This window comes from Bartonella sp. SL317, from assembly GCF_059687655.1.
Genome location: NZ_CM185144.1, coordinates 274,355 through 293,514, shown reverse-complemented (window position 1 = coordinate 293,514; position 19,160 = coordinate 274,355). Strand labels below are relative to the sequence as shown.

Here is a 19,160-nt window from a genome sequence, read left to right as displayed (position 1 = left end):
TCAATCAAAATGGCACGCTGTCATTAAGAGATGCGCTATAATCGGAGGCACCAGAGGCTGTAGCATAATTTTGAGAAGTCACGGGTGAGGGGGGAGATTGCTCTTTCTTTGCATCAAGCAAATACAATTCACCTTTGTATTGTGACAAAACAATTTCTGTTGTGTAACGGTCATGACCATTTTTATCTTGCCATTTACGGGTTTGTAATTTGCCTTCTACGTAAACCTTTGAACCTTTGTTTAAGTATTGAAGCGCAATTTTTGCCAAATGTGGATTAAACACTACCACGGAATGCCATTCTATTTTCTCTACTTTTTGGTGCGTGTTTTTATCTGTATAGCTCTCAGAGGTTGCCAACCGAAAATTGACCACTTCTGCACCAGAATTCATCGTTTTGCTCTCTGGATTATCCCCTAAATAGCCAATTAAAGTCACTTTATTCAACATGTTTGTAAGTTCCATTTGATTTGCATTTTATACATATAAAATTTTATCATAATTTGTTTATTTTTTCAATTATTTCAAAATGATATTATTAAATATTAACATATAACATTATGTTTTACATGACAAATTAATAAATAATCGATTGACATAAATGCATGGTGTATCGTATCAAGTAGCAAAGGGGTAGTATTATGGCAATCGTTAGTTTTAAGCATAAAGGGTTGAAGTTATTTTTCGAAAAAGGAATTGTTAAAGGAATACAGCCTGCACATGCTAAAAAATGAGCAAATATTTTAGTGATTTTAGATACGATATCCGCTCCTGAACAAATGACTATTAAATCATACCGTCTTCACGAACTTACAGGCGATTTAAAGGGTTATTGATCTATGCGTGTTAATGCAAATTGGCGTGTTACTTTTCGTTTCATTGGAACAAACGTTGAACTGGTTGATTACCAAGATTACCATTGATTTTTGAGGTATTATTATGATGTACAATCCTCCACACCCTGGCGGCATTTTGAAAGAAGAATTGCTGGACGAATTAGGCTTAACAGTAACAGAGGCTGCAAATCATCTCGGCGTTGCACGTTTAACTCTATCGCGTGTTTTAAACTGTCATGCCGCAATCAGTATTAACCTTGCTTTACGTTTAGAAAAGGCTGGTTTAAATGATGCAGAATTTTGGCTTAAATTGCAACAAAAGCATGATCTATGGCAAGCTCGTCATAACAGCTCAATCCCCCATATTTTACCTTTAGAGCAAGTAGAGCATCTTTAGAAATGAAAAACGAGATTGAGCTTTTTTGTACTTAAAACATATTAAGCAATTCTCGGCATTTTCTAGTTCTTTAAGGAAGCTCCTCTCATAAATGATTATATCAAACTTTTTTGTACGATTTGTTATTGACTGACGAACTTTTTTGTGCGATATTAGTTTTATTACAAAGTGGGAGAGGGTGAATGAAAAGAGAAGCACTGCTTAGAGAGTTACGTAAAGAAGCCAGAAAAAGAGGTATTCATTACAGTGAGGCTCCAGATGCAGGCAAGGGGTCCCATTATTTAGTCACTTTTGGAGATAAGACGACCGTTATAAAATCTGGTGAATTAACCCCGCTCTATGTGAAAATAATCAAAAAACAGTTGGGAGTGTGAAGTTTTCATTCGAATGTTTTTATACCTCTCTTAGAAGCATTTTGGTAACAGAAAGGAGATTTAGATATGGAATATACTTATCAAGCAAAATTGGAATCTGATCCAGATGGTGGTTTTGTGGTAACTTTTCCAGATGTACCCGAAGCAATAACAGCTGGAGAAAATAGAGCAGAGGCACTAGAGAATGCTGTTGAAGCTTTAGGGTTGGCATTACGTAGCTATCCGATGCGGGGTTTGCCTCTCCCTACACCACAGCAGTATAAAGGTCTTGTAGAGGTAACGGTAGATGCATGGAATGCTCTTAAGCTTGCAGTGGTAGAAGCTTTTAAAGAAGCCCATATTACTAAAACAGAATTAGCCAATCGTTTGGGTAAGAAAGAAACAGAAGCAAGACGCATTCTTGATCTAAATTATCCAACGAAACTTCAAACACTAGAGCAAGCACTGACTGTTCTTGGTAAGCAAGTTGTGATTACAGTCAAAGATACGGCTTGATCTTCTTCTCCGCTTAAAGCAGGGAAGATGATTATCGTTCTTTTAAATTTAAAAAATTTTTATAATAGATTTTTTAGAACTCATATTGCTTCTACAAGTAAAATTTCATAACTTCCACTTTTTAGCTGAATGATTCTAAAAGATACAAGATATTTTAAATAGAAACCACTCCTCATAATCACTGAGATAACTTGGGCAGTACTTACTGCTCAATAAGATTATAAACGTTGTAATTGTGTTAGCTTTATGAATACCATTAACTTTCTTTCTTATAAATATGAAATAGATACAGACTCAAAATTAGTTAATAAAAATTGTATTGATAAATTTTTATAGGAAGGAACGTACACTCTTACCGTGAAAATCAATATGCTACCTTAACAATTGAAAAATTTTCTGTGAAATCAAGTGCCTACTATTGGGTTTATGTTTTAACAGGAGAAGAAAGTCCTTATGATCCTGAAGTGATTGATTCCGAAAATGGCTTTCAAAGCGTTCCTAATCCACGTTCTAAAAAACAAATTGAACAAAATCAACAATATTTTGGAGTTTTGATTCCTACAAAATTTCTTCTTTTTTCTTCAAGTAAAAAGCTAAACCAATGCTTGCAGTCACACTACAAAGAAAATTTCAAGAAAGAAATTAATATTTTACCTAAGCTTATTGATAAGCAAGATTTTGAAAAAAAATTGCATTCCATTAAAGAAATAAAATTAAAATATAAAAAACAAAAACAATTAGAACTTTTTGGAAAGCAATCAGCAAAATACTTAACGGAGTTGGCTAAAGATTCTCTTGATGCATTTCCCAATGATGATGTTACTGAAATAGAACTCAGCTTAGATATTAAATTTAAAGAAGAAAATAATTTGAGGGAGTATTTGTGTGATTTTTTAAAAAAAGATAAAAAAAATCCCATATTCCACAAATTAAATTTTGTGGGAGATACATATGATAAGTTCGATGTAATATTTAATACTGAAAGTTTTCAGCATAGAATCCCTATTAAAGTATCTAAAGATGATAATGGCAGATATAATAAAGATTCTGTAAAAAAAGAATTGATCTTTGAAATCGGAAATTTCACTGTGGCTTTATAATGGAACACTGCAGCGTAAGGATAGATATATTTATTAAACTGCGTGTATACAACATAAGAAAGAGTACACGGCATAAAAAATAATACCAAATAGCAATATCTGAGTACAACAGTACGGTATCTAATGAAACAGGAAACTTGTGTTCCATATACCTAGAAATGACAGGCAAAGAAAAAGTTTCTTTATAACTATTTGGAAAAATTAAAACGACAAGCGCTAAAATTATTATATTTAAGAGTCGGTGCATATATTGTTTTAAATCACGTGTTAGTTTCACCCAACCAGTTGTATCATCATCTTTATATTTTGGGTTATTCTGCAACTCAGAAGGGATATTAGAATTGCATAAAATTATAAAAATATTTGTTACCATTATCAAACCAAAAGATGCAAATATCAAAATACTTTGAATAAAGTAGGGATTTTTTCTAATTCCTAAAAAACATAAAAATATAAAAATTCCAATGCCAAATAAGGCTTTTATCTGCTTATCTGTAAACATGTTTATTTTCTTTACTTTCTGCGGCTTTTGATAATTTTTTAATTTCTTTGTTGATCTCATCAATGAGAGGTTCATAATCGAGAACACTTCTTGGTAAATTACCACCGTAAATCCACGCCTTCACTTGCGCTTTGGTGCTAAAACCCGCATTCTCTGGTACGGTGTAATACTGACCACCATCAAACTTTTCACATTCTCTTGTACCGTCTTCATATTCGTAGAGGTTGTAAAAATACTCTGCTGCTCCATCTCCCCATGGAACATAACTAACGGCTGTTGCTACGAACTTTTTTTGCATGGGCTGTTTACGGTTTATTAAGGATAAATGTTTTAAAATTGTCATGCTTTAATCCTAATTTTACGTATGGGCTTACTTATCTCAAATTTGATCGTACAGAGTGTTTTATATTACAGATATGTTTTATCATAAAATCTTTAAATCGCTCTGTACGGTGCCTTTTTGTCGATTTAAACGCATATCTAATCTCAAAACCATCAGCACTTTTCACTATTTTGCTGATCTCCAAATGCAACTAAATACGATTTTATTATGTTGCAAATGAACTGATAGCCTCTGTATTTCTGAGATATTTTACCAAGGTGTCTGATAGTGGTTCACAACATGTGATTGTACATAGTTCTTTCATTTCTAATTCTGCGTGTTTCTTTCTTACCAATCCATATTTTGGGTGCGTAATCCAATTATCCCAAGCGCTTTGCCAATCTCGTTCATGAGCATTTCGACATGGGTTTGCTTTTGAAAAGCGTAAAAATTTTTTAAATTCTGATAACGCTTCATCATACGTTAACCCTTGTTTAATTGCGTATTGGAAATCGGGCTTGAAATCTTCTAATATGCTTTCAACTTCTTGTTTTTCCCTCGTTTTCCTTGTTACCTCAAGAAATTTTGCTTTCTCTGGAAAATAAGCAGGCATTATCTTGTCAACGATTTCTGAAAGTTGTTTACCAACCTTTTTACCTTTTCGTGACGGCAATTTCTCAATCATTGCTTCGTTAATTTGCCATCGATTATTAGCTTCGTTTGAAATGTTGTTATTTTGCTCGTGAATGATTGGTTGTTTAGTTTCTATCGTTTTAATTTCTTCTGATTGAACATCATCACACTCGATTGGCTCTTCAAGCAAATCTGTTGTTTCTAAATTTTCAAATTCAATTTCTCTTTTTGATAAAAGAATATTTTTATTTTTTTTGTTATTGTTATTGTTAATGTTATTGTGCATTTCCAAGCATTGCTCATGCATTGCTCATGCATTGCTTGTGCATTTCACTAACATCATGATTGCTTTTATCTTTGTTTTTATCCCATCTAGCTTTTGCTGCTTTTGATGCCTTTTCTGAAGATTTATCTAAATTCTCATTAGAGTTATTGAGTTCTTCTTCAACATCTAAATTCCATAAGCGACCATCTGCTAAACGAACAAGGTGTCCTTCTTCAAGCAAAACATTTAACGCTGCTTCAAACTTCTTCACTGAATAACCGGTGTAATGAGATAAAACTTTAATGTTATAAAAAAGAGGTTCACCAGTACGCAACATACGTAACCGTAATCGCATATAAATATTGCCCTCTACAGCAGGCAAATAATCAACAATCATTGCCCACTTATCTGCAAAAAGCCTTGTCCATGGTAATTTACTGGACATATATACCCCCTTCTTTCTTTAAATATAAAATTGCCAAAGCATCTGCTTCATTATCGTCACAAGGCGTGTGTCCTTTTGCACGCACCGCTTTAATCATTTCTTCTTTTGAAGCATTTCCTTTGCCGGTTGTTTCTTTCTTAATTGTGCCAACTGGAATACCTTCATACGGTATCTGATGATGTTCACACCAAGCCGTTAAAGTTGCTAGAAAGTCACCGTAAACATGCGCTGCATCAGTCCCCACATGCCGGCGTACTTCTTCAAAATACACGGCATCAATTTCATCAACGGACCTCTTTAGTTCAGAAAGCCATTTCTTAAAGCGTAGATAACGCATACCACCGCCTTCAAAACGGCGTGATTGAAAATGTTCTGTATCGCTTATTATGTGACCATCAGCACCGCATATAGCCCAACCAGTTTTAGTGCCTAGATCAAGACAGAGAATGGTTTGTGCATGCGTGATCATAATCCCCCCTTAAGGCTGTTGTGTATTTATCTGCACGCCATGACAAATCGTGTTGTGATTGCCCGTCTTGCAAAAATGTTTGTGAAAAAGTAACCTCCCAACGATTCTAAAAAAGTGGGGGGAGTTATGATGCAAGAAGAATGGATAAATACATTTCTTACAGGTTTTTTGTCATTTATTGCATCTCTTTCTGTGACTCTTATTTTAAGACACAAAGACCAGAAAGAAGCAGCCAAAATCCGCAAAGAAGATTTAAACAATGTAGAAAGGCAATTAGAGCAGCTAAAAAAACAAGCTGAAGCTGCAAAAGAGCACGTCTCCATTTTATGGGCAGAAAAACAAATACGAGACTTGGGTCCAAAGTTGGAGGTTTCTATGAAAGAGTCAACAGCATACAAATATGACAAAGACTTCTTCATAGAGGTAAATGGCATCATAAAAAATCCTACAGAGCAAACAATGAGAATAAATAATTTTCGGTTATATAACGAAAACCCATTTGCGTTTGATAAAGGTGCTCTTTTGGGAAGATATCCAATGCATTTAGAACCAGAAAATGAAAAGTATATACCCTTAAAAAGTCTTTTTGTAGCAGATTTAAACACACAGGAAATCTTCGATTTTTTTAATTTAGATGCATCTGAAGAAACAGAATTTTCTTTCACAGTTCGCCACCTAAAACCAGATATCGTAAGCACACCAATCTTTATCATTGAACACACTTCATCAAATCACGCAGAGAAAATACTTGAAACTACTTTTTGGCCAAAATTTTTACTGCCATTTCAGTAGAGTAGTCTCAAAAGCGGTTAATTTTTTCCATTAAATCTTTTTGTGTTTGAATTAAATCTTCTTGTCGACGTATTATGTTTTTCATTATTTCATCTGTCTCTTTTTCTTGCGTTTCCGTCATTTTATAAATGTAAAGAAAAACAAAAAACATGATTACATCGACTATAAAAAGCACAATAGTCGTCGCCCAACTGGAATCCATCTTTATTTCCTTTCTTCATATTGGGGCTGTATCATCTTATTTTGTTCGCACGATTTTTCACTCAAACTGAAACCGTTGACAAAAGAAGGCGGTGGGAGGTGCTCTTCTTTGCTCATCAAATTTTTCAAACGCTCGGGGTAGAAAAAATCTTCGGGACGCAAGTCAATATTATGTTTACAAGCATAGTTTAAAAGCATGACTTGATATTTAGCCGGAATAATTCCACCTTTACCTTCTCGTTTTTCAAGAGAATAAGCCCATTTTCTAACTACGATAACATTACGATTAACAATATTTGCAACCTTATGATGCCCACCAAGATATGTAATTATAAGTTTCGCTGTTTCTGTATATGCTTTTATCATAATCAATAAAATACGATATAAGAAATATTTAGTCAATACGATAAACGTATTTTTTTGTTTTTTAATATTGTAAGGTTTTTTAAAAATGGTAAATAATTCAAGTATGGTTAAACAAAGAGAGCTAAAAATTTGGATAAAGCAAGAACTCAATAAAATGGGCCGTGGAAGTCAAGCAAAACTTGCAGCCCATCTTGGAGTGCGTAGACCAGCTATATCTAATATTGTCAATCTTGATCCTAATAAAGAAATGAGAGACGTTAAAGCTGATGAGCTTGTTAAAATTATGGAGTTTTTTAAAGACTCTTCACCTGTTTCTGGATTTTGTTCGGATGATTTTCTTTATTTGTATTCTCAAGCAAATGATTCTGAAAAAAAGATTGTTGAGGATCTTTTAAAATCTTTGCTCGCAGCACGAAATCTATAAAAGCTGTTCTTTCATTTTCTGCTAATTTATTTAGCATTACAGATAGTTGTTTTTTACTTTCACTGTCCAACATAAATTCCCCATTTAAATTTTGAGATAATAAATAATCATGTGGATTATAAATATATAAAAATACGTTTATCGTAATTTTTTTCTTGACACATAATTACGATAAACGTATTTTATTTTCATAAACCACAAACAAGCTCTTGCCAATAGGCAAAGGCGTTAGGGAGGAAAAAATTATGGAAAAGCCAATTCTTATAAATTCTGATGAAATTGTTTTAATCTATTTCGATAAAGATCAATACATTGCAGAGGCTGGACCGCTTGATGCGAGCCAAATTCTAAGCATTGTTTATGAAGAAGATGATGCCTTCCAAATCTTTCGTATAAATCCTTCTGAAAATAGTTGTGAAGACATTTCTGAAGAGATTGCAGAAGCATATGTAAAAGACAATATCGACTGGCTCCACGAGAAAGCTGTACCTTATGAGTTTGTACGCGAAAGTGATGCTTACCATGAATTTTTGTCTGATTTAGAAAAGCAGCGATATGAAGATGAAATGTACGGTACTTATGAACAACAGCACCGTTATCCTTGAGATGTGCTTTAAAAACTATGAAGGGCGTTTCTAATAACGCCCCCTTTTCAAAAAAACTACAACACAAACCAATGCCGTTCTTTTCAAGAGCGACAAAGGTGGAGTCTAACTTAAAGGAGTAAAATCATGCCAAATAAATACGAACTGACAGATGAGACAATCAAAATTTTGGGAAGAACTCTTCACCGAATTAAAGCATTAAAAGACTTTGGAGACATAAAAGCAGGTGATCTAGGTGGCTTTATTGAACATGAAAGGAACTTAAGTCATGAAGATGACTGTTGGGTTGGAGGCAATGCTTGGGTTTATGATGATGCACGGGTCTATCGTAACGCCAAGGTGAGTGATCATGCGCGGGTTTATGGTAATGCCCATGTTTATGATGATGCCCAAATATTTAATGAAGCCTTTATTTATGGAGATGCCAAAATTTGTGGTTATGCACATGTTTGTGGTGACGCTGTTGTATCTGGTAAGACATGTATTTCAGACTATGAACACATTAGTCATAATAAAAAAAGCTAAACTTATCCATAGAAAAAAGGCGTAACATATAAGCCCTTTCTAGCAAACCAAACAACTTTTAACACATGCGTGATTCACGCCACGGGGGAATTGCGCTTTAATGGAGGAAATCAAGATGAGTGAGTTAACTATCACGAAAACCGAATTAGAAAAACAAACAAATGATGGTGAAGCCAAACAAACAGCCATGGATCGCATTTTAACCAAAGCTTTAGAAAATGACGTCGATATGGATCGCTTAGAGCGTCTTATTGCATTGCGAGAAAAGGAAATAGAACGACAAAATTATCAAGACTTTGTCTTTGATCTTTCTGCTATGCAAACGGAATATCAAAAAATCCAAAAAAACGCTATTAATACCCATACAAAGAGTACATATGCAACGCTTGATCAGTATATTGAAGCAGTAAAGGATACTCTTGCAAAATACCACTTTTCCTTGTCTGCTAAGATCAAAGAGCAGAATTCAAACAACATAACTTTAGAAATGGCTTTGAGACATCCCACGGGAAATGAAATATCAACACAAGGAACATTTCCAATTGATGGACAAGGGAGCAAAAATAGCACTCAATCTGTTGGTTCTAGAATTACTTATGCACGAAGATACTTGTTAGGCATGCTTCTTAATGTCGCAAACAAAGAAGATGATACAGATGGCAACACGCTTATCGCAGGTGTCACACCTGAACAAATGAATGAAATCAAAGAATTAATAGAACAGACGCAAGCAAAGGAAAGCGATATTCTTTCTTTCATAGGAGTAAAAAATCTAACACAGATGTCTTATAAACAAGCACAAACCGTTTTGTTTGCTTTGAAAAAAAAGAAACGCTCTCAGATGAATAAAACACAACAAGAGCAACAAAAGGCGGTGTGAAATGGAACAAAGAACAGCAGAATGGTTTCAAGCCCGTTTAGGAAAAGTCACCGCTTCAAACGTTTATAACATACTCAGTAAAACGGCAAAAGGAACACCTACAAGCAAATATGAAGATTACAAAATAAAGCTTATGACAGAGCGATTAACAGAGGAAATAAGCCAATCTTATACAACGCCTGCTATGCAATGGGGCATTGAACATGAAGAAGATGCTTTGAGAGAATATGCATTCATTTATGATACAGAGGTCACAAGATGTGGTTTCATTCAACATCCCACAATTCAAATGGCTGGTGCAAGTCCAGATGGGCTTGTTGGTAAGAACGGTCTAGTAGAGGTTAAATGCCCACAATCACCAAATCATCTACGCTTCTTTATCGATAGTAATATCAAGCCTGAATATCACGCACAAATGCAATTTCAAATGGCTTGTACGGGGCGCAAATGGTGTGATTTTATCAGTTATGACCCACGTTTTGTAGGCAAATCATCTGGTTTCCGTATGAAAATCAAACGCGTCAACCGTGATGAAGAACAAATTAAAAAAATCAATCAAGCGGTTGAAATCTTTTTAGCCGAAATAGACTAAGAGATGCAAAAGATTTTAGCGAAAACTGCTTGATATTATGGGGGTGCTCTCTCCTCCCAGCACCCCCACCCATTTACATAAGGAAATTAAATATGTGTAACACCAAAGATGAGAAGCCTTGTTTTTTTACCATTGGTTATGAAGGAAAATCACTAGACCATTATCTGAGTGTGATGTTCGTAAAAATCCAATAAGTAGAAAATATGGGTTTTCGAAAAGGCAATTAGAGAAAGCTGTAAGCAACATTGGCATTGAATATATGCACATGCCTAAACTTGGAATTTCCTCTGAAAAAAGGCGTAATCTGAAAACACGAGAAGATTATGAATATCTTTTTGAAGATTACCAAAATACAACTCTTAAGGATAATCTTCATGTAATAGAAAAATTATATCAGCTTTTTTTAGATAAAAAACGTGTTGCTATTACTTGTTTTGAATCTGATGTGTGCTTGTGTCATAGGGGAGAAATTGCGAAGGCTCTTACACAACTAACAAATTGGAAATATGAAATTAAACACATCTAACAAATAAATTTGCAAATTTTAAATACAGAGGTGTTTCTTAACAGCCTACTTATTTACATAACATAAAAAGATAGAAAGGTCATGAGATGATATTTGATGATGGCGATAGATATGTAACAACCCGTGAATGTGCAGAGCTTTTTAGTGTATCGACAACAACGATTCGCAATTGGGTGCTTCAAGGAGTATTTCCAGAACCATATAAACTAGGGAGAGCCGTAAGATGGAGAAAAAAAGAGATTCTGGCATTCACTCCAAAGAAAAATACGGAGCAAATAACAACAAATTAGGTAAAATTATATAAACCGTAGAAGGTGGTCTAAAAATGATTGTTTAAATAAAAATCTATAGATTTCAATGTACTAAAGACATAAAATGGTGCCCAAAAGAGGACTCGAACCTCCACGCCTTGCGGCACAGGTACCTGAAACCTGCGCGTCTACCAATTCCGCCATCTGGGCTCATGAAATTCATCTAAGCTTGTGAAGCAATTCTGTCAATAGAATTATCGATAGTGCTGTCAGACATTATGTTTTGGTACGGGGTGGGAAAGTTACCTCTATTTATATCATGCATGGTATAAAGCGTCATGTTGTCGAGGTCTGATTTTCTGCTTTTTATTCATCAAGGATAAAATAACAACGTTAAATGAAAGAGTGAGAGCGGCATTATTGAGAAAACCAAGAAGAGTCATTGTAAGAGAAACGCATCTGATAGGGCGGTGGCTTGATGGACTGATAGACCTATGGATTTATGGACTGATGAGCCTATTGGGGGAGAGTAGAAAAATTGATCCTTTATCGTGAGGAGGAGAGAAAACTATTCATTTTGAAGCAATGGCATGATTATATTTTCTTGCTCCCTTAAATTTTTAAGAGTTTAAGGTGTGATGATAGTTTTTGATGAAATGGTTGAATCAGGATTAAAGGTATAAATAATAGGAATGCCGGTTGCTAATTCTTGAGATATAATTTCTTCACTGGTAAGACCTTCAAGCGCCATAATAAGAGCACGAAGAGAATTTCCATGCGCTGCGACCAAAACAGTTTGAGAGCGTAAAATATGAGGCTGGATATGGTAAAGATAATAAGGCCAAATGCGTGCACCGGTATCGCGTAGGCTTTCTCCATTCGGGGGAGCAATCGTATAGGAGCGGCGCCATATTTGTACTTGCTCTGCCCCCCATTGTTGACGCACTTCATCTTTATTTAAACCAGAAAGATCCCCATAATTGCGTTCATTTAATGCGGTGTTTTTGATCACTTCTAAATTTGATTGATCCATTTGCTCTAAAATGTGCTGAGCCGTTTTTTGGGCACGCTGTAAGGCGGATGTATAAGCAATATCAAATTTCAAACCAGATTCTTTCAGTTTTTTTCCTGCTGCTATCGCTTCGTCCTGACCTTTTTTAGTTAAGTCAGGATCTTTCCAACCGGTAAAAAGATTTTTGAGATTCCATTCACTTTGACCATGACGGATGAGTACAAGTGTGCGTCTCATTACGAATTTCCTCTATTCTGTTGATTATTTAAAATTAATTGTTTAATCCCAAAACATCAAGCATGGAATAGAGACCTTTTTCATGGTTTTTTGCCCACAAAGCTGCTTTTAATGCACCATTGGCAAAGATGGAACGTTCTTGCACTGTATGGGAAAGAACAATGCGCTCATTTGAACCGGCAAAAATGACACTGTGTTCGCCAACAACCGTTCCACCGCGTGAACAAGAAAAGCCAATGGAGCCTTTTTTGCGTTGACCGATATGGCCATTGCGTTCGTTGACACGTACATCTTGCAGCATAACATTGCGCCCTTCAGCTGCGGCTTGTCCAAGAAGAAGAGATGTTCCAGAAGGGGCGTCAACTTTGTTTGCGTGATGCATTTCATAAATTTCGATATCAAAATCATCGGCTTCTAATGCTTTGGCCACTTTCTTTACAAGGTTGGCTAAAAGATTTATTCCAAGGCTCATATTTCCGGATTTGACAATTGTTGTATGTTGGGCAAACTCTGCAATCTTTTTTTCTTCTGTTTGGCTAAATCCTGTGGTGCCAATAATATGGACAAGTTTTTTTTGAGCTGCATAATTAGCATAAAGAATACTGGCTTGGGGTCGTGAAAAATCTAAAATACCTTCTGCGTTTGAAAAAGCATTTTCGGGATCATCGGTAATGCGAAGTCCGAGAGAATCTGAACCAATTAAGGTACTCACATCTTTTCCTACAAAAGATGAGCCTTTGCGTACAAGAACAGCACAAAGCTCTACATCTTTCCTCCGTCGAATTGCTGTGATGAGTTCACGTCCCATTCTTCCATTTGCACCAACAACCGTAAGACGCATTTTTATCTCCTTATGATATTTTACTGGTCTGTAATATAGGCAAATTCTCGCTTTTTTTCCAAGGGTTCTTTTTCTTTATAGGAAAAAAATTCTATGTTAATTCATTCTTTTGTTCTGTAGAATTTTGTCCTTTAGGGTAAGTGATATAAGATTTATAAATTTATAGAGAGATGTTTTTCGTTATGTTATGTGATGGATCGTTTGAGGCTTAGCTTGTAAAGCCTAAGGGAGATTGCGTACGTGCTTTAATTTTATTTTTTTATTGCTCTGGTTATTGAGTGGGGGCACGTCTTTCATGCACAAGAGAAGGCCATTGATTTGTACGTTCACGGGCTTTTTTAAAGAAAACATTTTTCAACGTTTCTCATCCCATTGCGCGACGGTGGTTTGTGAATGGTATAATGATAAATCCATTGAAGCACCCCTGTCTTTATGCTTGTGGAGAAGCAAGCGGGTACTATTGTTATATTTGCTAGCCTTTTGAGTGTTGCTAACCAATCTTTTGCACGTAAGACTCTATCAGGAGCATTTTCGTTCCTTTCTTATACAAATTTTATCCAAATACTCATTCTGTTTTTAATATTAATGTGCCAAGAAAGTGATATTGATTGATTCAAAAGACACAGATTTTAAATGAGAAAATTTTACAGTACTCAAGATTCTAACTCAAGCTGAATAACGCTAAACTATCATTATAAATCAATATATTACCTTTATATGGAAGTGTGTTTCTCATGTAAAATAGAACGTTTTAAAACAAAATATACTTAAGGTGTTTCTTTATGCGCTTGTCTTAAAAGAAATAGGGGCTCAATGCTCTTAAAGCTCATTTTATAATGAGACGTTTTTAAGGGGATAGCGAAAAAAACTAATAATATAAAATCTATTCTGCACCACCACATTTCATAACAAAGAGAGCGCTCTATGTTTGTTCAGTCTTCAATGTAGACTGACAGCTCTTGGTACTTATAATGATTCATGAGTATCTTTATTCTTTTTTGTATAATTTTTTTCATGCGCTCATTCCAGCAGTGATGGAGAAGCCCAGCGGCGCTGTAGAGGGAAAAGCTTTTAATTTCTTCAAATGTGAGGAGGGGCATGTATAAAAAATATTTGAAGTTCATCATTCAATTTAAAAACGTATCATTTTGAATCACTATTTTTTTATCGATATATAAAAACATAAGGAAAGAAAACAAACAGGTATCTGAGACGCTGGATTTTTAACACACGGGCGTTGGTTGGATTCTTTATCTTTTAAGGAAAGGCCGTTGAAAAAATTATTATTTTGTAAAAATGTGTGATGGCGCTAGGGCGCTTTTTTAAGAGTCAATAGTTATGTAGGTTATGGAATACCTTTTTTCATATATCGGCAAGAATGGAGGATAACATGCGTTGAGTTAAGTGTTATTTTATTTGCTTCGCTTTCCATGGTGCGACAGCTTTTGTCTTTTACGATAGCTCTTGTCTTTGAAAGAGAGACTTTAAAACCCCTTGTTCAAGATCTTGATCTCTAAACTGATCTTTTTTGTGGTACAGCAAAAAGGATTTTGGGCGGCATTAGTAAGGGCTTGAAATTAAGAGATTATGATGGATTCTGTTGTTTTGTTTAATACGATGATGAGTCTCTGTATTTTGTTGATACGCAAGCATAAAAATCCATAAATGGGGCAGTTTCTTTTAAGCAAAATATCACTTATATTTTTGTTTATGAGAAGAGATTAGAAATCAAGATCAGCATAGTGAGCGCTTGCAACAATTCCACGGACACGATCTGTTAAAAGAGAACGAAAAGAAGGGCGTGATTTAATCCGCATATACCAATCTCTAGCAGCAGGGGATTGTTCCCAGTCAATTTCCCCTAGAAAGTCAAGGACAGAAACAGCAGCAGCCGCTGCTAGGTCAGCATAGGATAGGCTAGAGCCCACTAAGCTATCGCGAGAGGCACAAAGCCAATTAAGATAATTCATATGGGGTGGAATATTAGCGCGTGCATTGCGTAAAATTTGTGAATTGGGAGCACCCCCTCCAATGGCAAGAGGCATTTCACGTTTATGGATTCGTTCTCGTACAATATGGCGCGTTGCTTCATTTTCAAATTTATTTAAAAACCAGTCATTGAGGCGTCGTACTTCCGCACGATCTAAAGGATTTTCTGGAAAGAGTTTATTTTCTTGTCGTAAACTTCCATGGGTTTCATCTAAATATTCGCAGATGACTAAGGGGCCTGATAATGGAACCTCGTGTTCATCGAGAAAAACAGGAACATGACCAGCGGGATTGAGAGCGAGAAATTCGTGTCTTCTAGCCCATTCATATTCTTCAATCAATTGAATGGTTAAACCATATTCCCCAAGAATGAGGCGTATAAAGCGCGAGGCAGTAGATAAAGGAGAGTGAAAAAGTGTCAGCATAATTTACACTATAAAATAGAGTTGATAAGAATTCTTTCAAGTCATCTTTTTTATAAAGATGCTTGATGAGAAGTACAAGATCATTAGCAGTGGCACACAGTTATGCTTAATAAACTGTTAATAATGTGAAGGTGCTCTTTTATGCAATGGTTTGCAAAATGGCAGTACGTAATTCTTCTAGGCCATATGCTTTCTCTGAAGAGGTGGCAAGGATCTGTGGATAAGCGGCTGGACGTTTGAGAAGTTTTGTTTGCATGGTCATCATTAATTTTTCCAAGACATTTGATTTGATTTTATCACTTTTTGTCAAAACAATTTGGTAAGAAACAGCTGCTTTATCAAGGAGTGTTAGAACATCTTCATCATTCTTTTTGATGCCGTGCCGTGAATCAATCAAGAGGTAGACACGTTTTAGGGTTGTGCGTCCTCGTAAATAACTAAAAATCAAATTTGTCCATGCATCAACCAGATTTTTAGGAGCCGCAGCAAAACCATAACCAGGCATATCGACCAAGGCAAAAGGGGGAAGATCTTCTTGTTGTCCACTAAAACCATCGGGAATAAAATAATTAAGCTCTTGCGTTCGTCCTGGTGTATTTGAGGTCCGTGCTAAACCTTTTTGCTGGACAAGTGCGTTGATTAAAGATGATTTTCCAACATTGGAACGTCCTGCAAATGCGATTTCTGGTGGCCCTTCAGGCGGGAGAAAGCCTATTGCGGGGACACCACGAATAAAAATCCAATTGCGAGAAAAAATTCCAGAAAGAGAAGAATCTCTCGTCATTTCTGAACTTCTTTTGAGGTCTGCACTTCTTTTTTGGGTGATTTTTTCCACATGGCTTTTAAATTATCAAATAGCTCAATTTTGGCTCCTTGACGCTTCATTATGATCCCTTGCTGAATAATTGATAATATATTGTTCCATGCCCAATAGATGACAAGACCAACTGGGAAAGAGGCTAGCATAAAAGTAAAGACGACAGGCATCCACGTGAAGATCATGGCTTGGGTTTGGTCTTGAGGAGCGGGATTCATACGCATTTGTAAAAACATCGTTATTCCCATAATCAAAGGCCAAGCACCAATCATAAGAAATGCTGGCGTTGTATAGGGTAAGAGTCCAAACAAATTAAAAAGAGACGTTGGATCAGGAGCTGCTAAATCTTGTATCCAGCCAAAGAAAGGGGCATGGCGCATTTCAATGGTGATATAGAGAACTTTATAAAGAGCAAAGAATATGGGAAATTGAACCAACATTGGCCAACAACCGGCAAGGGGGTTAATTTGTTCGGTTTTATACAGTTCTATGATTGCTTGTTGCTGTTTGGTTCGGTCATCGGAATATTTTTCTTTTATCTCTAGCAGTCGCGGTTGCATCAGCTTCATGCGTGCCATAGATTGATAAGATTTATTGGCAAGAGGGAAAAGAAGTGTTTTTAAGAGCACTGTAACAAGAAGAATAGCAACACCAAAATTTCCTGTTTGCTTATAAAGAATGTCAATGAGAGCAAACATGGGTTTGGTGATGAAATCAAACCAGCCCCAATCAATTAAGAGAGCAAACTTGTTAATTTTTAGGTCGTTTTGATAGTTATTAATAATTTCAACTTGTTTTGCACCTGCAAAAAGACGATTTGTGACGGTTTTTGTTTCATTCGGAGCAATCGTTAAAAGTGATCCTAGCATGTCAGATTGATAATGCGTTTGCAAACGATCAAAATAAATAAAACGGCTTGTATATTCCTTATCTTGTGGGGGAATAACGGCTACAGCCCAATATTTATCAGTAATACCAATCCAGCCTCCCGTGACTTTGGAGAAAGTCATACTCTTTTGTCCATTATCAGGATTGGGATCAAGTTCTGCTAAGGTTTTATACTTTTCAGTTTTGAGCGAATCTCCTGCAATCCCGATCATCCCTTCATGAAGCAAATAGGTGGCATTTGTATGTTCTGGTGGTGCTGCACGTGCAACGCGAGCATAGGATGAAAGATGTATCGGTTGATCACTTTCATTGCTGATAGAATCCTCAATGGTAAACATGTAATGATCATCAACAGAAAGGGTGCGGCGGAAGATTTGTCCTTGTCCATTATTATAAATTAAAGTGATGGGAGTTGAAGGGGTTAGGGTTGTATTATCTCCCTCTATTTGCCATTGGGTATCAGATTGTGGCAAGGCTTTTGCTGGCAAAGATGCACTGGCAAAACCAAATTCAGCAAGGTAGGTCGTTTTAAAACCTTTAGGATTTAGCAAACCGATTTCTGGGGATTTTTTATTGACTGTTACACGATATCTCTTGAGGTGAAGATCATCAAATTGAGCCCCAACCAGATTAATAGAGCCTTCAAGCTCATTGGTTTTGATCGCAACACGTTCTGTTTTGGCTAATACAGCTTTGCGAATTTCAGGAGTCATTGGTTGCTCGATAATCGAGGTTGCTTGATGCGTTGAGTCATCATCAGAAAAATTCGTTGTGGCAGTAGAAAGGGCGGATTGTTGCTTTGACAATTGCTGTTGTTGTGCAATGATTTGTTGTTTTTGTAGCTTTGCTTGTTTGGGAGCGACATGAAGAAATTGCCATGCGATAAGCACTAGGAAAGATAAGCCAATAGCGATAAAGAAATTGCGGTTATATTCCATTCGTACACCCTTGTTGTCGTTGCTGATGTTTTGCTTTTGGTTTTATGCGCCGATTTAATTCATTAATCAAAGATGTAAAAGGGGCATGTAATGCGTCACGATAGGCCACAATGACATAATCTGTTCCTGCTTCCATATGGTTTGTTGCACCAACTCTTACGGCTTCACGCAAGCGCCTTTTGATACGATTACGCTTTACAGCATTACCATTTTTACGCGTAACAGTGAATCCCACACGTGAAACAAGAGAAGATTTTTTTTCTGTTGTTTGTTCGCGAGATTTAACTTCGAGTAAAAATAAAGGACCCCGTCGTTTTTCTCCTGTACGGACAGCTAAAAAGTCTGCTCTTTTGCGAATACGGCAGGGATGTTTTTTCTTCATAAAAGAATATTTCACAACCTCACTCAATGCTTGACTGACCAAGCATTAGAAATTCATAATAAAAGCTTCACAACAAAGAAATGGTAAACAATCCTCAATGGTTGTGAAAATTTAAATGGTTAAGCAGAAAGCCGCTTACGTCCACGAGCACGTCTTGCTGCAATAACTTTACGTCCTCCAGCTGTGGCCATGCGTGCACGAAATCCATGGCGGCGTTTACGGACAAGTTTAGAGGGTTGGTAGGTACGTTTCATTTATTTAAATACCGCGGCGTGCGGCCCTTCTTATATTTAAGTTTTATGAACAATTATGCGCGAGATGAACAAATTTATTCTAATCATACAGCTGATTATCCATAAGGAAAAATATAAAAAAAGTCAATCTTAGATTGCTTTTCTCTTTCTTGAAAAAATACAAAATGCTTTATAAATGTTTGTGATATTTTTTTGTGATATTTTAAATGAGCACAAACATAATGATTGCGTATATAGAAAGTAAATGATTAAGGCATTAAAAAATGAGAGAAAGTGTGACGGACTGTTGTATGCTCAGCTTTATATATACTTTTTATATAAAGTGTTTTTCTCAGTTTTGCTTTTTATAAAATTTTCATCAAAAAATCCGTTAAAGTGG

General features: G+C 36.0%; 27 protein-coding genes, 1 tRNA gene and 1 pseudogene. 13 read left to right on the top strand and 16 right to left on the bottom strand.

What is annotated here, in order from left to right; genetic code table 11:
- Positions 1–4: 4 nt before the first annotated feature.
- Positions 5–448, bottom strand: a complete 444-nt coding sequence (ssb, locus tag AC6ER9_RS01350) for a single-stranded DNA-binding protein (protein WP_497074266.1) — start codon at positions 446–448, stop codon at positions 5–7.
- A gap of 191 nt (positions 449–639) precedes the next feature.
- Between ssb and AC6ER9_RS01345 the strand changes: the two are divergent.
- The 5 genes and pseudogenes from AC6ER9_RS01345 to AC6ER9_RS01325 all read left to right on the top strand — a co-directional run bounded on the left by AC6ER9_RS01345 (position 640) and on the right by AC6ER9_RS01325 (position 3,200).
- A pseudogene (locus tag AC6ER9_RS01345) lies at positions 640–921 on the top strand (type II toxin-antitoxin system RelE/ParE family toxin).
- A 16-nt stretch (positions 922–937) separates the two neighbouring features.
- The gene (locus AC6ER9_RS01340) at positions 938–1,231 is read left to right on the top strand and encodes a HigA family addiction module antitoxin (protein WP_497074670.1); all 294 of its coding nucleotides are present in this window, start codon (positions 938–940) and stop codon (positions 1,229–1,231) included.
- Positions 1,232–1,413: 182 nt separating this feature from the next.
- Positions 1,414–1,605, top strand: coding sequence for a hypothetical protein (locus AC6ER9_RS01335; protein WP_004859817.1), 192 nt, complete (start codon positions 1,414–1,416; stop codon positions 1,603–1,605).
- 66 nt (positions 1,606–1,671) lie between these two features.
- Entirely contained in the window at positions 1,672–2,100 is a 429-nt protein-coding gene (locus AC6ER9_RS01330; protein ID WP_497074669.1) for a type II toxin-antitoxin system HicB family antitoxin, read from the top strand.
- Positions 2,101–2,498: 398 nt separating this feature from the next.
- Positions 2,499–3,200: a hypothetical protein gene (locus tag AC6ER9_RS01325; RefSeq protein WP_497074668.1), complete on the top strand. Its 702-nt coding sequence runs from the start codon at positions 2,499–2,501 to the stop codon at positions 3,198–3,200.
- On the opposite strand, the gene AC6ER9_RS01320 is transcribed toward AC6ER9_RS01325, so the two are convergent.
- The 5 genes from AC6ER9_RS01320 to AC6ER9_RS01300 all read right to left on the bottom strand — a co-directional run bounded on the left by AC6ER9_RS01320 (position 3,184) and on the right by AC6ER9_RS01300 (position 5,836).
- Positions 3,184–3,702, bottom strand: coding sequence for a hypothetical protein (locus AC6ER9_RS01320; protein ID WP_497074667.1), 519 nt, complete (start codon positions 3,700–3,702; stop codon positions 3,184–3,186). The genes AC6ER9_RS01325 and AC6ER9_RS01320 overlap by 17 nt on opposite strands.
- Positions 3,689–4,045 (bottom strand): hypothetical protein, encoded by a 357-nt coding sequence (locus AC6ER9_RS01315; protein WP_497074666.1) that lies wholly within the window; start codon positions 4,043–4,045, stop codon positions 3,689–3,691. Before AC6ER9_RS01315 ends, AC6ER9_RS01320 begins: the two co-directional genes overlap by 14 nt.
- Before the next feature lie 205 nt (positions 4,046–4,250).
- A complete protein-coding gene (locus tag AC6ER9_RS01310) occupies positions 4,251–4,964 on the bottom strand; it encodes a hypothetical protein (protein WP_497074665.1) in 714 nt (237 codons plus the stop codon).
- Positions 4,957–5,367: a DUF1376 domain-containing protein gene (locus AC6ER9_RS01305; protein ID WP_497074664.1), complete on the bottom strand. Its 411-nt coding sequence runs from the start codon at positions 5,365–5,367 to the stop codon at positions 4,957–4,959. The genes AC6ER9_RS01310 and AC6ER9_RS01305 overlap by 8 nt, the downstream gene beginning before the upstream one ends.
- Positions 5,357–5,836 (bottom strand): crossover junction endodeoxyribonuclease RuvC, encoded by a 480-nt coding sequence (locus tag AC6ER9_RS01300; RefSeq protein WP_497074663.1) that lies wholly within the window; start codon positions 5,834–5,836, stop codon positions 5,357–5,359. Before AC6ER9_RS01300 ends, AC6ER9_RS01305 begins: the two co-directional genes overlap by 11 nt.
- A 126-nt stretch (positions 5,837–5,962) precedes the next feature.
- On the opposite strand from AC6ER9_RS01300, the gene AC6ER9_RS01295 reads away from it, so the two are divergent.
- On the top strand, positions 5,963–6,628 hold the full coding sequence (locus tag AC6ER9_RS01295; RefSeq protein WP_497074662.1) for a hypothetical protein: 666 nt from the start codon (positions 5,963–5,965) through the stop codon (positions 6,626–6,628).
- Positions 6,629–6,635: 7 nt separating this feature from the next.
- Here AC6ER9_RS01295 and AC6ER9_RS01290 read toward each other — a convergent pair whose 3' ends face one another.
- The gene (locus AC6ER9_RS01290) at positions 6,636–6,830 is read right to left on the bottom strand and encodes a hypothetical protein (RefSeq protein WP_497074661.1); all 195 of its coding nucleotides are present in this window, start codon (positions 6,828–6,830) and stop codon (positions 6,636–6,638) included.
- Between the two features lie 2 nt (positions 6,831–6,832).
- A complete protein-coding gene (locus AC6ER9_RS01285) occupies positions 6,833–7,195 on the bottom strand; it encodes a hypothetical protein (protein WP_497074660.1) in 363 nt (120 codons plus the stop codon).
- Between the two features lie 85 nt (positions 7,196–7,280).
- Between AC6ER9_RS01285 and AC6ER9_RS01280 the strand changes: the two genes are divergently transcribed.
- The 7 genes from AC6ER9_RS01280 (at position 7,281) to AC6ER9_RS01250 (ending at position 11,037) form a co-directional block, all read left to right on the top strand.
- Positions 7,281–7,619: a helix-turn-helix domain-containing protein gene (locus AC6ER9_RS01280; protein WP_497074659.1), complete on the top strand. Its 339-nt coding sequence runs from the start codon at positions 7,281–7,283 to the stop codon at positions 7,617–7,619.
- Between the two features lie 245 nt (positions 7,620–7,864).
- On the top strand, positions 7,865–8,224 hold the full coding sequence (locus AC6ER9_RS01275; protein WP_497074658.1) for a hypothetical protein: 360 nt from the start codon (positions 7,865–7,867) through the stop codon (positions 8,222–8,224).
- A gap of 126 nt (positions 8,225–8,350) precedes the next feature.
- Entirely contained in the window at positions 8,351–8,749 is a 399-nt protein-coding gene (locus AC6ER9_RS01270; protein ID WP_497074657.1) for an LbetaH domain-containing protein, read from the top strand.
- 115 nt (positions 8,750–8,864) lie between these two features.
- Positions 8,865–9,629, top strand: coding sequence for an ERF family protein (locus AC6ER9_RS01265; RefSeq protein WP_497074656.1), 765 nt, complete (start codon positions 8,865–8,867; stop codon positions 9,627–9,629).
- Position 9,630: 1 nt separating this feature from the next.
- The gene (locus tag AC6ER9_RS01260; protein ID WP_497074261.1) at positions 9,631–10,221 is read left to right on the top strand and encodes a lambda exonuclease family protein; all 591 of its coding nucleotides are present in this window, start codon (positions 9,631–9,633) and stop codon (positions 10,219–10,221) included.
- 148 nt (positions 10,222–10,369) lie between these two features.
- A complete protein-coding gene (locus AC6ER9_RS01255; RefSeq protein WP_497075251.1) occupies positions 10,370–10,747 on the top strand; it encodes a DUF488 domain-containing protein in 378 nt (125 codons plus the stop codon).
- Between the two features lie 86 nt (positions 10,748–10,833).
- On the top strand, positions 10,834–11,037 hold the full coding sequence (locus tag AC6ER9_RS01250; RefSeq protein WP_139413528.1) for a helix-turn-helix transcriptional regulator: 204 nt from the start codon (positions 10,834–10,836) through the stop codon (positions 11,035–11,037).
- Positions 11,038–11,123: 86 nt separating this feature from the next.
- On the opposite strand, the gene AC6ER9_RS01245 is transcribed toward AC6ER9_RS01250, so the two are convergent.
- From AC6ER9_RS01245 to rpmH, 8 genes are all read right to left on the bottom strand, one after another.
- Positions 11,124–11,208 (bottom strand) — tRNA-Leu (locus AC6ER9_RS01245).
- A gap of 418 nt (positions 11,209–11,626) precedes the next feature.
- A complete protein-coding gene (locus tag AC6ER9_RS01240) occupies positions 11,627–12,247 on the bottom strand; it encodes a 2,3-bisphosphoglycerate-dependent phosphoglycerate mutase (RefSeq protein ID WP_497074655.1) in 621 nt (206 codons plus the stop codon).
- A gap of 34 nt (positions 12,248–12,281) precedes the next feature.
- Positions 12,282–13,088 (bottom strand): 4-hydroxy-tetrahydrodipicolinate reductase, encoded by an 807-nt coding sequence (gene dapB / locus AC6ER9_RS01235; RefSeq protein ID WP_497074654.1) that lies wholly within the window; start codon positions 13,086–13,088, stop codon positions 12,282–12,284.
- Between the two features lie 1,721 nt (positions 13,089–14,809).
- Positions 14,810–15,502 (bottom strand): glutathione S-transferase family protein, encoded by a 693-nt coding sequence (locus AC6ER9_RS01230; protein WP_497074653.1) that lies wholly within the window; start codon positions 15,500–15,502, stop codon positions 14,810–14,812.
- 139 nt (positions 15,503–15,641) lie between these two features.
- Complete coding sequence (gene yihA / locus AC6ER9_RS01225; protein ID WP_497074652.1) at positions 15,642–16,286, bottom strand: ribosome biogenesis GTP-binding protein YihA/YsxC; 645 nt, start codon at positions 16,284–16,286, stop codon at positions 15,642–15,644.
- Positions 16,283–18,145 carry a membrane protein insertase YidC gene (gene yidC / locus AC6ER9_RS01220; RefSeq protein ID WP_497074651.1) on the bottom strand — a complete coding sequence of 621 codons (1,863 nt, stop codon included), beginning with the start codon at positions 18,143–18,145 and terminating at the stop codon, positions 16,283–16,285. Before yidC ends, yihA begins: the two co-directional genes overlap by 4 nt.
- The gene (rnpA, locus tag AC6ER9_RS01215) at positions 18,135–18,527 is read right to left on the bottom strand and encodes a ribonuclease P protein component (RefSeq protein ID WP_497074650.1); all 393 of its coding nucleotides are present in this window, start codon (positions 18,525–18,527) and stop codon (positions 18,135–18,137) included. Before rnpA ends, yidC begins: the two co-directional genes overlap by 11 nt.
- Before the next feature lie 119 nt (positions 18,528–18,646).
- A complete protein-coding gene (rpmH, locus tag AC6ER9_RS01210) occupies positions 18,647–18,781 on the bottom strand; it encodes a 50S ribosomal protein L34 (RefSeq protein ID WP_005864709.1) in 135 nt (44 codons plus the stop codon).
- Between the last annotated feature and the right edge of the window lie 379 nt (positions 18,782–19,160).

Coding starts and splice junctions, on each gene's coding strand:
- ssb (WP_497074266.1), bottom strand. CDS start 448: ATGTTGAATAAAGTGACTTTAATTGGCTATTTAGGGGATAATCCAGAG.
- AC6ER9_RS01340 (WP_497074670.1), top strand. CDS start 938: ATGATGTACAATCCTCCACACCCTGGCGGCATTTTGAAAGAAGAATTG.
- AC6ER9_RS01335 (WP_004859817.1), top strand. CDS start 1,414: ATGAAAAGAGAAGCACTGCTTAGAGAGTTACGTAAAGAAGCCAGAAAA.
- AC6ER9_RS01330 (WP_497074669.1), top strand. CDS start 1,672: ATGGAATATACTTATCAAGCAAAATTGGAATCTGATCCAGATGGTGGT.
- AC6ER9_RS01320 (WP_497074667.1), bottom strand. CDS start 3,702: ATGTTTACAGATAAGCAGATAAAAGCCTTATTTGGCATTGGAATTTTT.
- AC6ER9_RS01315 (WP_497074666.1), bottom strand. CDS start 4,045: ATGACAATTTTAAAACATTTATCCTTAATAAACCGTAAACAGCCCATG.
- AC6ER9_RS01310 (WP_497074665.1), bottom strand. CDS start 4,964: ATGCATGAGCAATGCTTGGAAATGCACAATAACATTAACAATAACAAT.
- AC6ER9_RS01305 (WP_497074664.1), bottom strand. CDS start 5,367: ATGTCCAGTAAATTACCATGGACAAGGCTTTTTGCAGATAAGTGGGCA.
- AC6ER9_RS01300 (WP_497074663.1), bottom strand. CDS start 5,836: ATGATCACGCATGCACAAACCATTCTCTGTCTTGATCTAGGCACTAAA.
- AC6ER9_RS01295 (WP_497074662.1), top strand. CDS start 5,963: ATGATGCAAGAAGAATGGATAAATACATTTCTTACAGGTTTTTTGTCA.
- AC6ER9_RS01290 (WP_497074661.1), bottom strand. CDS start 6,830: ATGGATTCCAGTTGGGCGACGACTATTGTGCTTTTTATAGTCGATGTA.
- AC6ER9_RS01285 (WP_497074660.1), bottom strand. CDS start 7,195: ATGATAAAAGCATATACAGAAACAGCGAAACTTATAATTACATATCTT.
- AC6ER9_RS01280 (WP_497074659.1), top strand. CDS start 7,281: ATGGTAAATAATTCAAGTATGGTTAAACAAAGAGAGCTAAAAATTTGG.
- AC6ER9_RS01275 (WP_497074658.1), top strand. CDS start 7,865: ATGGAAAAGCCAATTCTTATAAATTCTGATGAAATTGTTTTAATCTAT.
- AC6ER9_RS01270 (WP_497074657.1), top strand. CDS start 8,351: ATGCCAAATAAATACGAACTGACAGATGAGACAATCAAAATTTTGGGA.
- AC6ER9_RS01265 (WP_497074656.1), top strand. CDS start 8,865: ATGAGTGAGTTAACTATCACGAAAACCGAATTAGAAAAACAAACAAAT.
- AC6ER9_RS01260 (WP_497074261.1), top strand. CDS start 9,631: ATGGAACAAAGAACAGCAGAATGGTTTCAAGCCCGTTTAGGAAAAGTC.
- AC6ER9_RS01250 (WP_139413528.1), top strand. CDS start 10,834: ATGATATTTGATGATGGCGATAGATATGTAACAACCCGTGAATGTGCA.
- AC6ER9_RS01240 (WP_497074655.1), bottom strand. CDS start 12,247: ATGAGACGCACACTTGTACTCATCCGTCATGGTCAAAGTGAATGGAAT.
- dapB (WP_497074654.1), bottom strand. CDS start 13,088: ATGCGTCTTACGGTTGTTGGTGCAAATGGAAGAATGGGACGTGAACTC.
- AC6ER9_RS01230 (WP_497074653.1), bottom strand. CDS start 15,502: ATGCTGACACTTTTTCACTCTCCTTTATCTACTGCCTCGCGCTTTATA.
- yihA (WP_497074652.1), bottom strand. CDS start 16,286: ATGACGAGAGATTCTTCTCTTTCTGGAATTTTTTCTCGCAATTGGATT.
- yidC (WP_497074651.1), bottom strand. CDS start 18,145: ATGGAATATAACCGCAATTTCTTTATCGCTATTGGCTTATCTTTCCTA.
- rnpA (WP_497074650.1), bottom strand. CDS start 18,527: ATGAAGAAAAAACATCCCTGCCGTATTCGCAAAAGAGCAGACTTTTTA.
- rpmH (WP_005864709.1), bottom strand. CDS start 18,781: ATGAAACGTACCTACCAACCCTCTAAACTTGTCCGTAAACGCCGCCAT.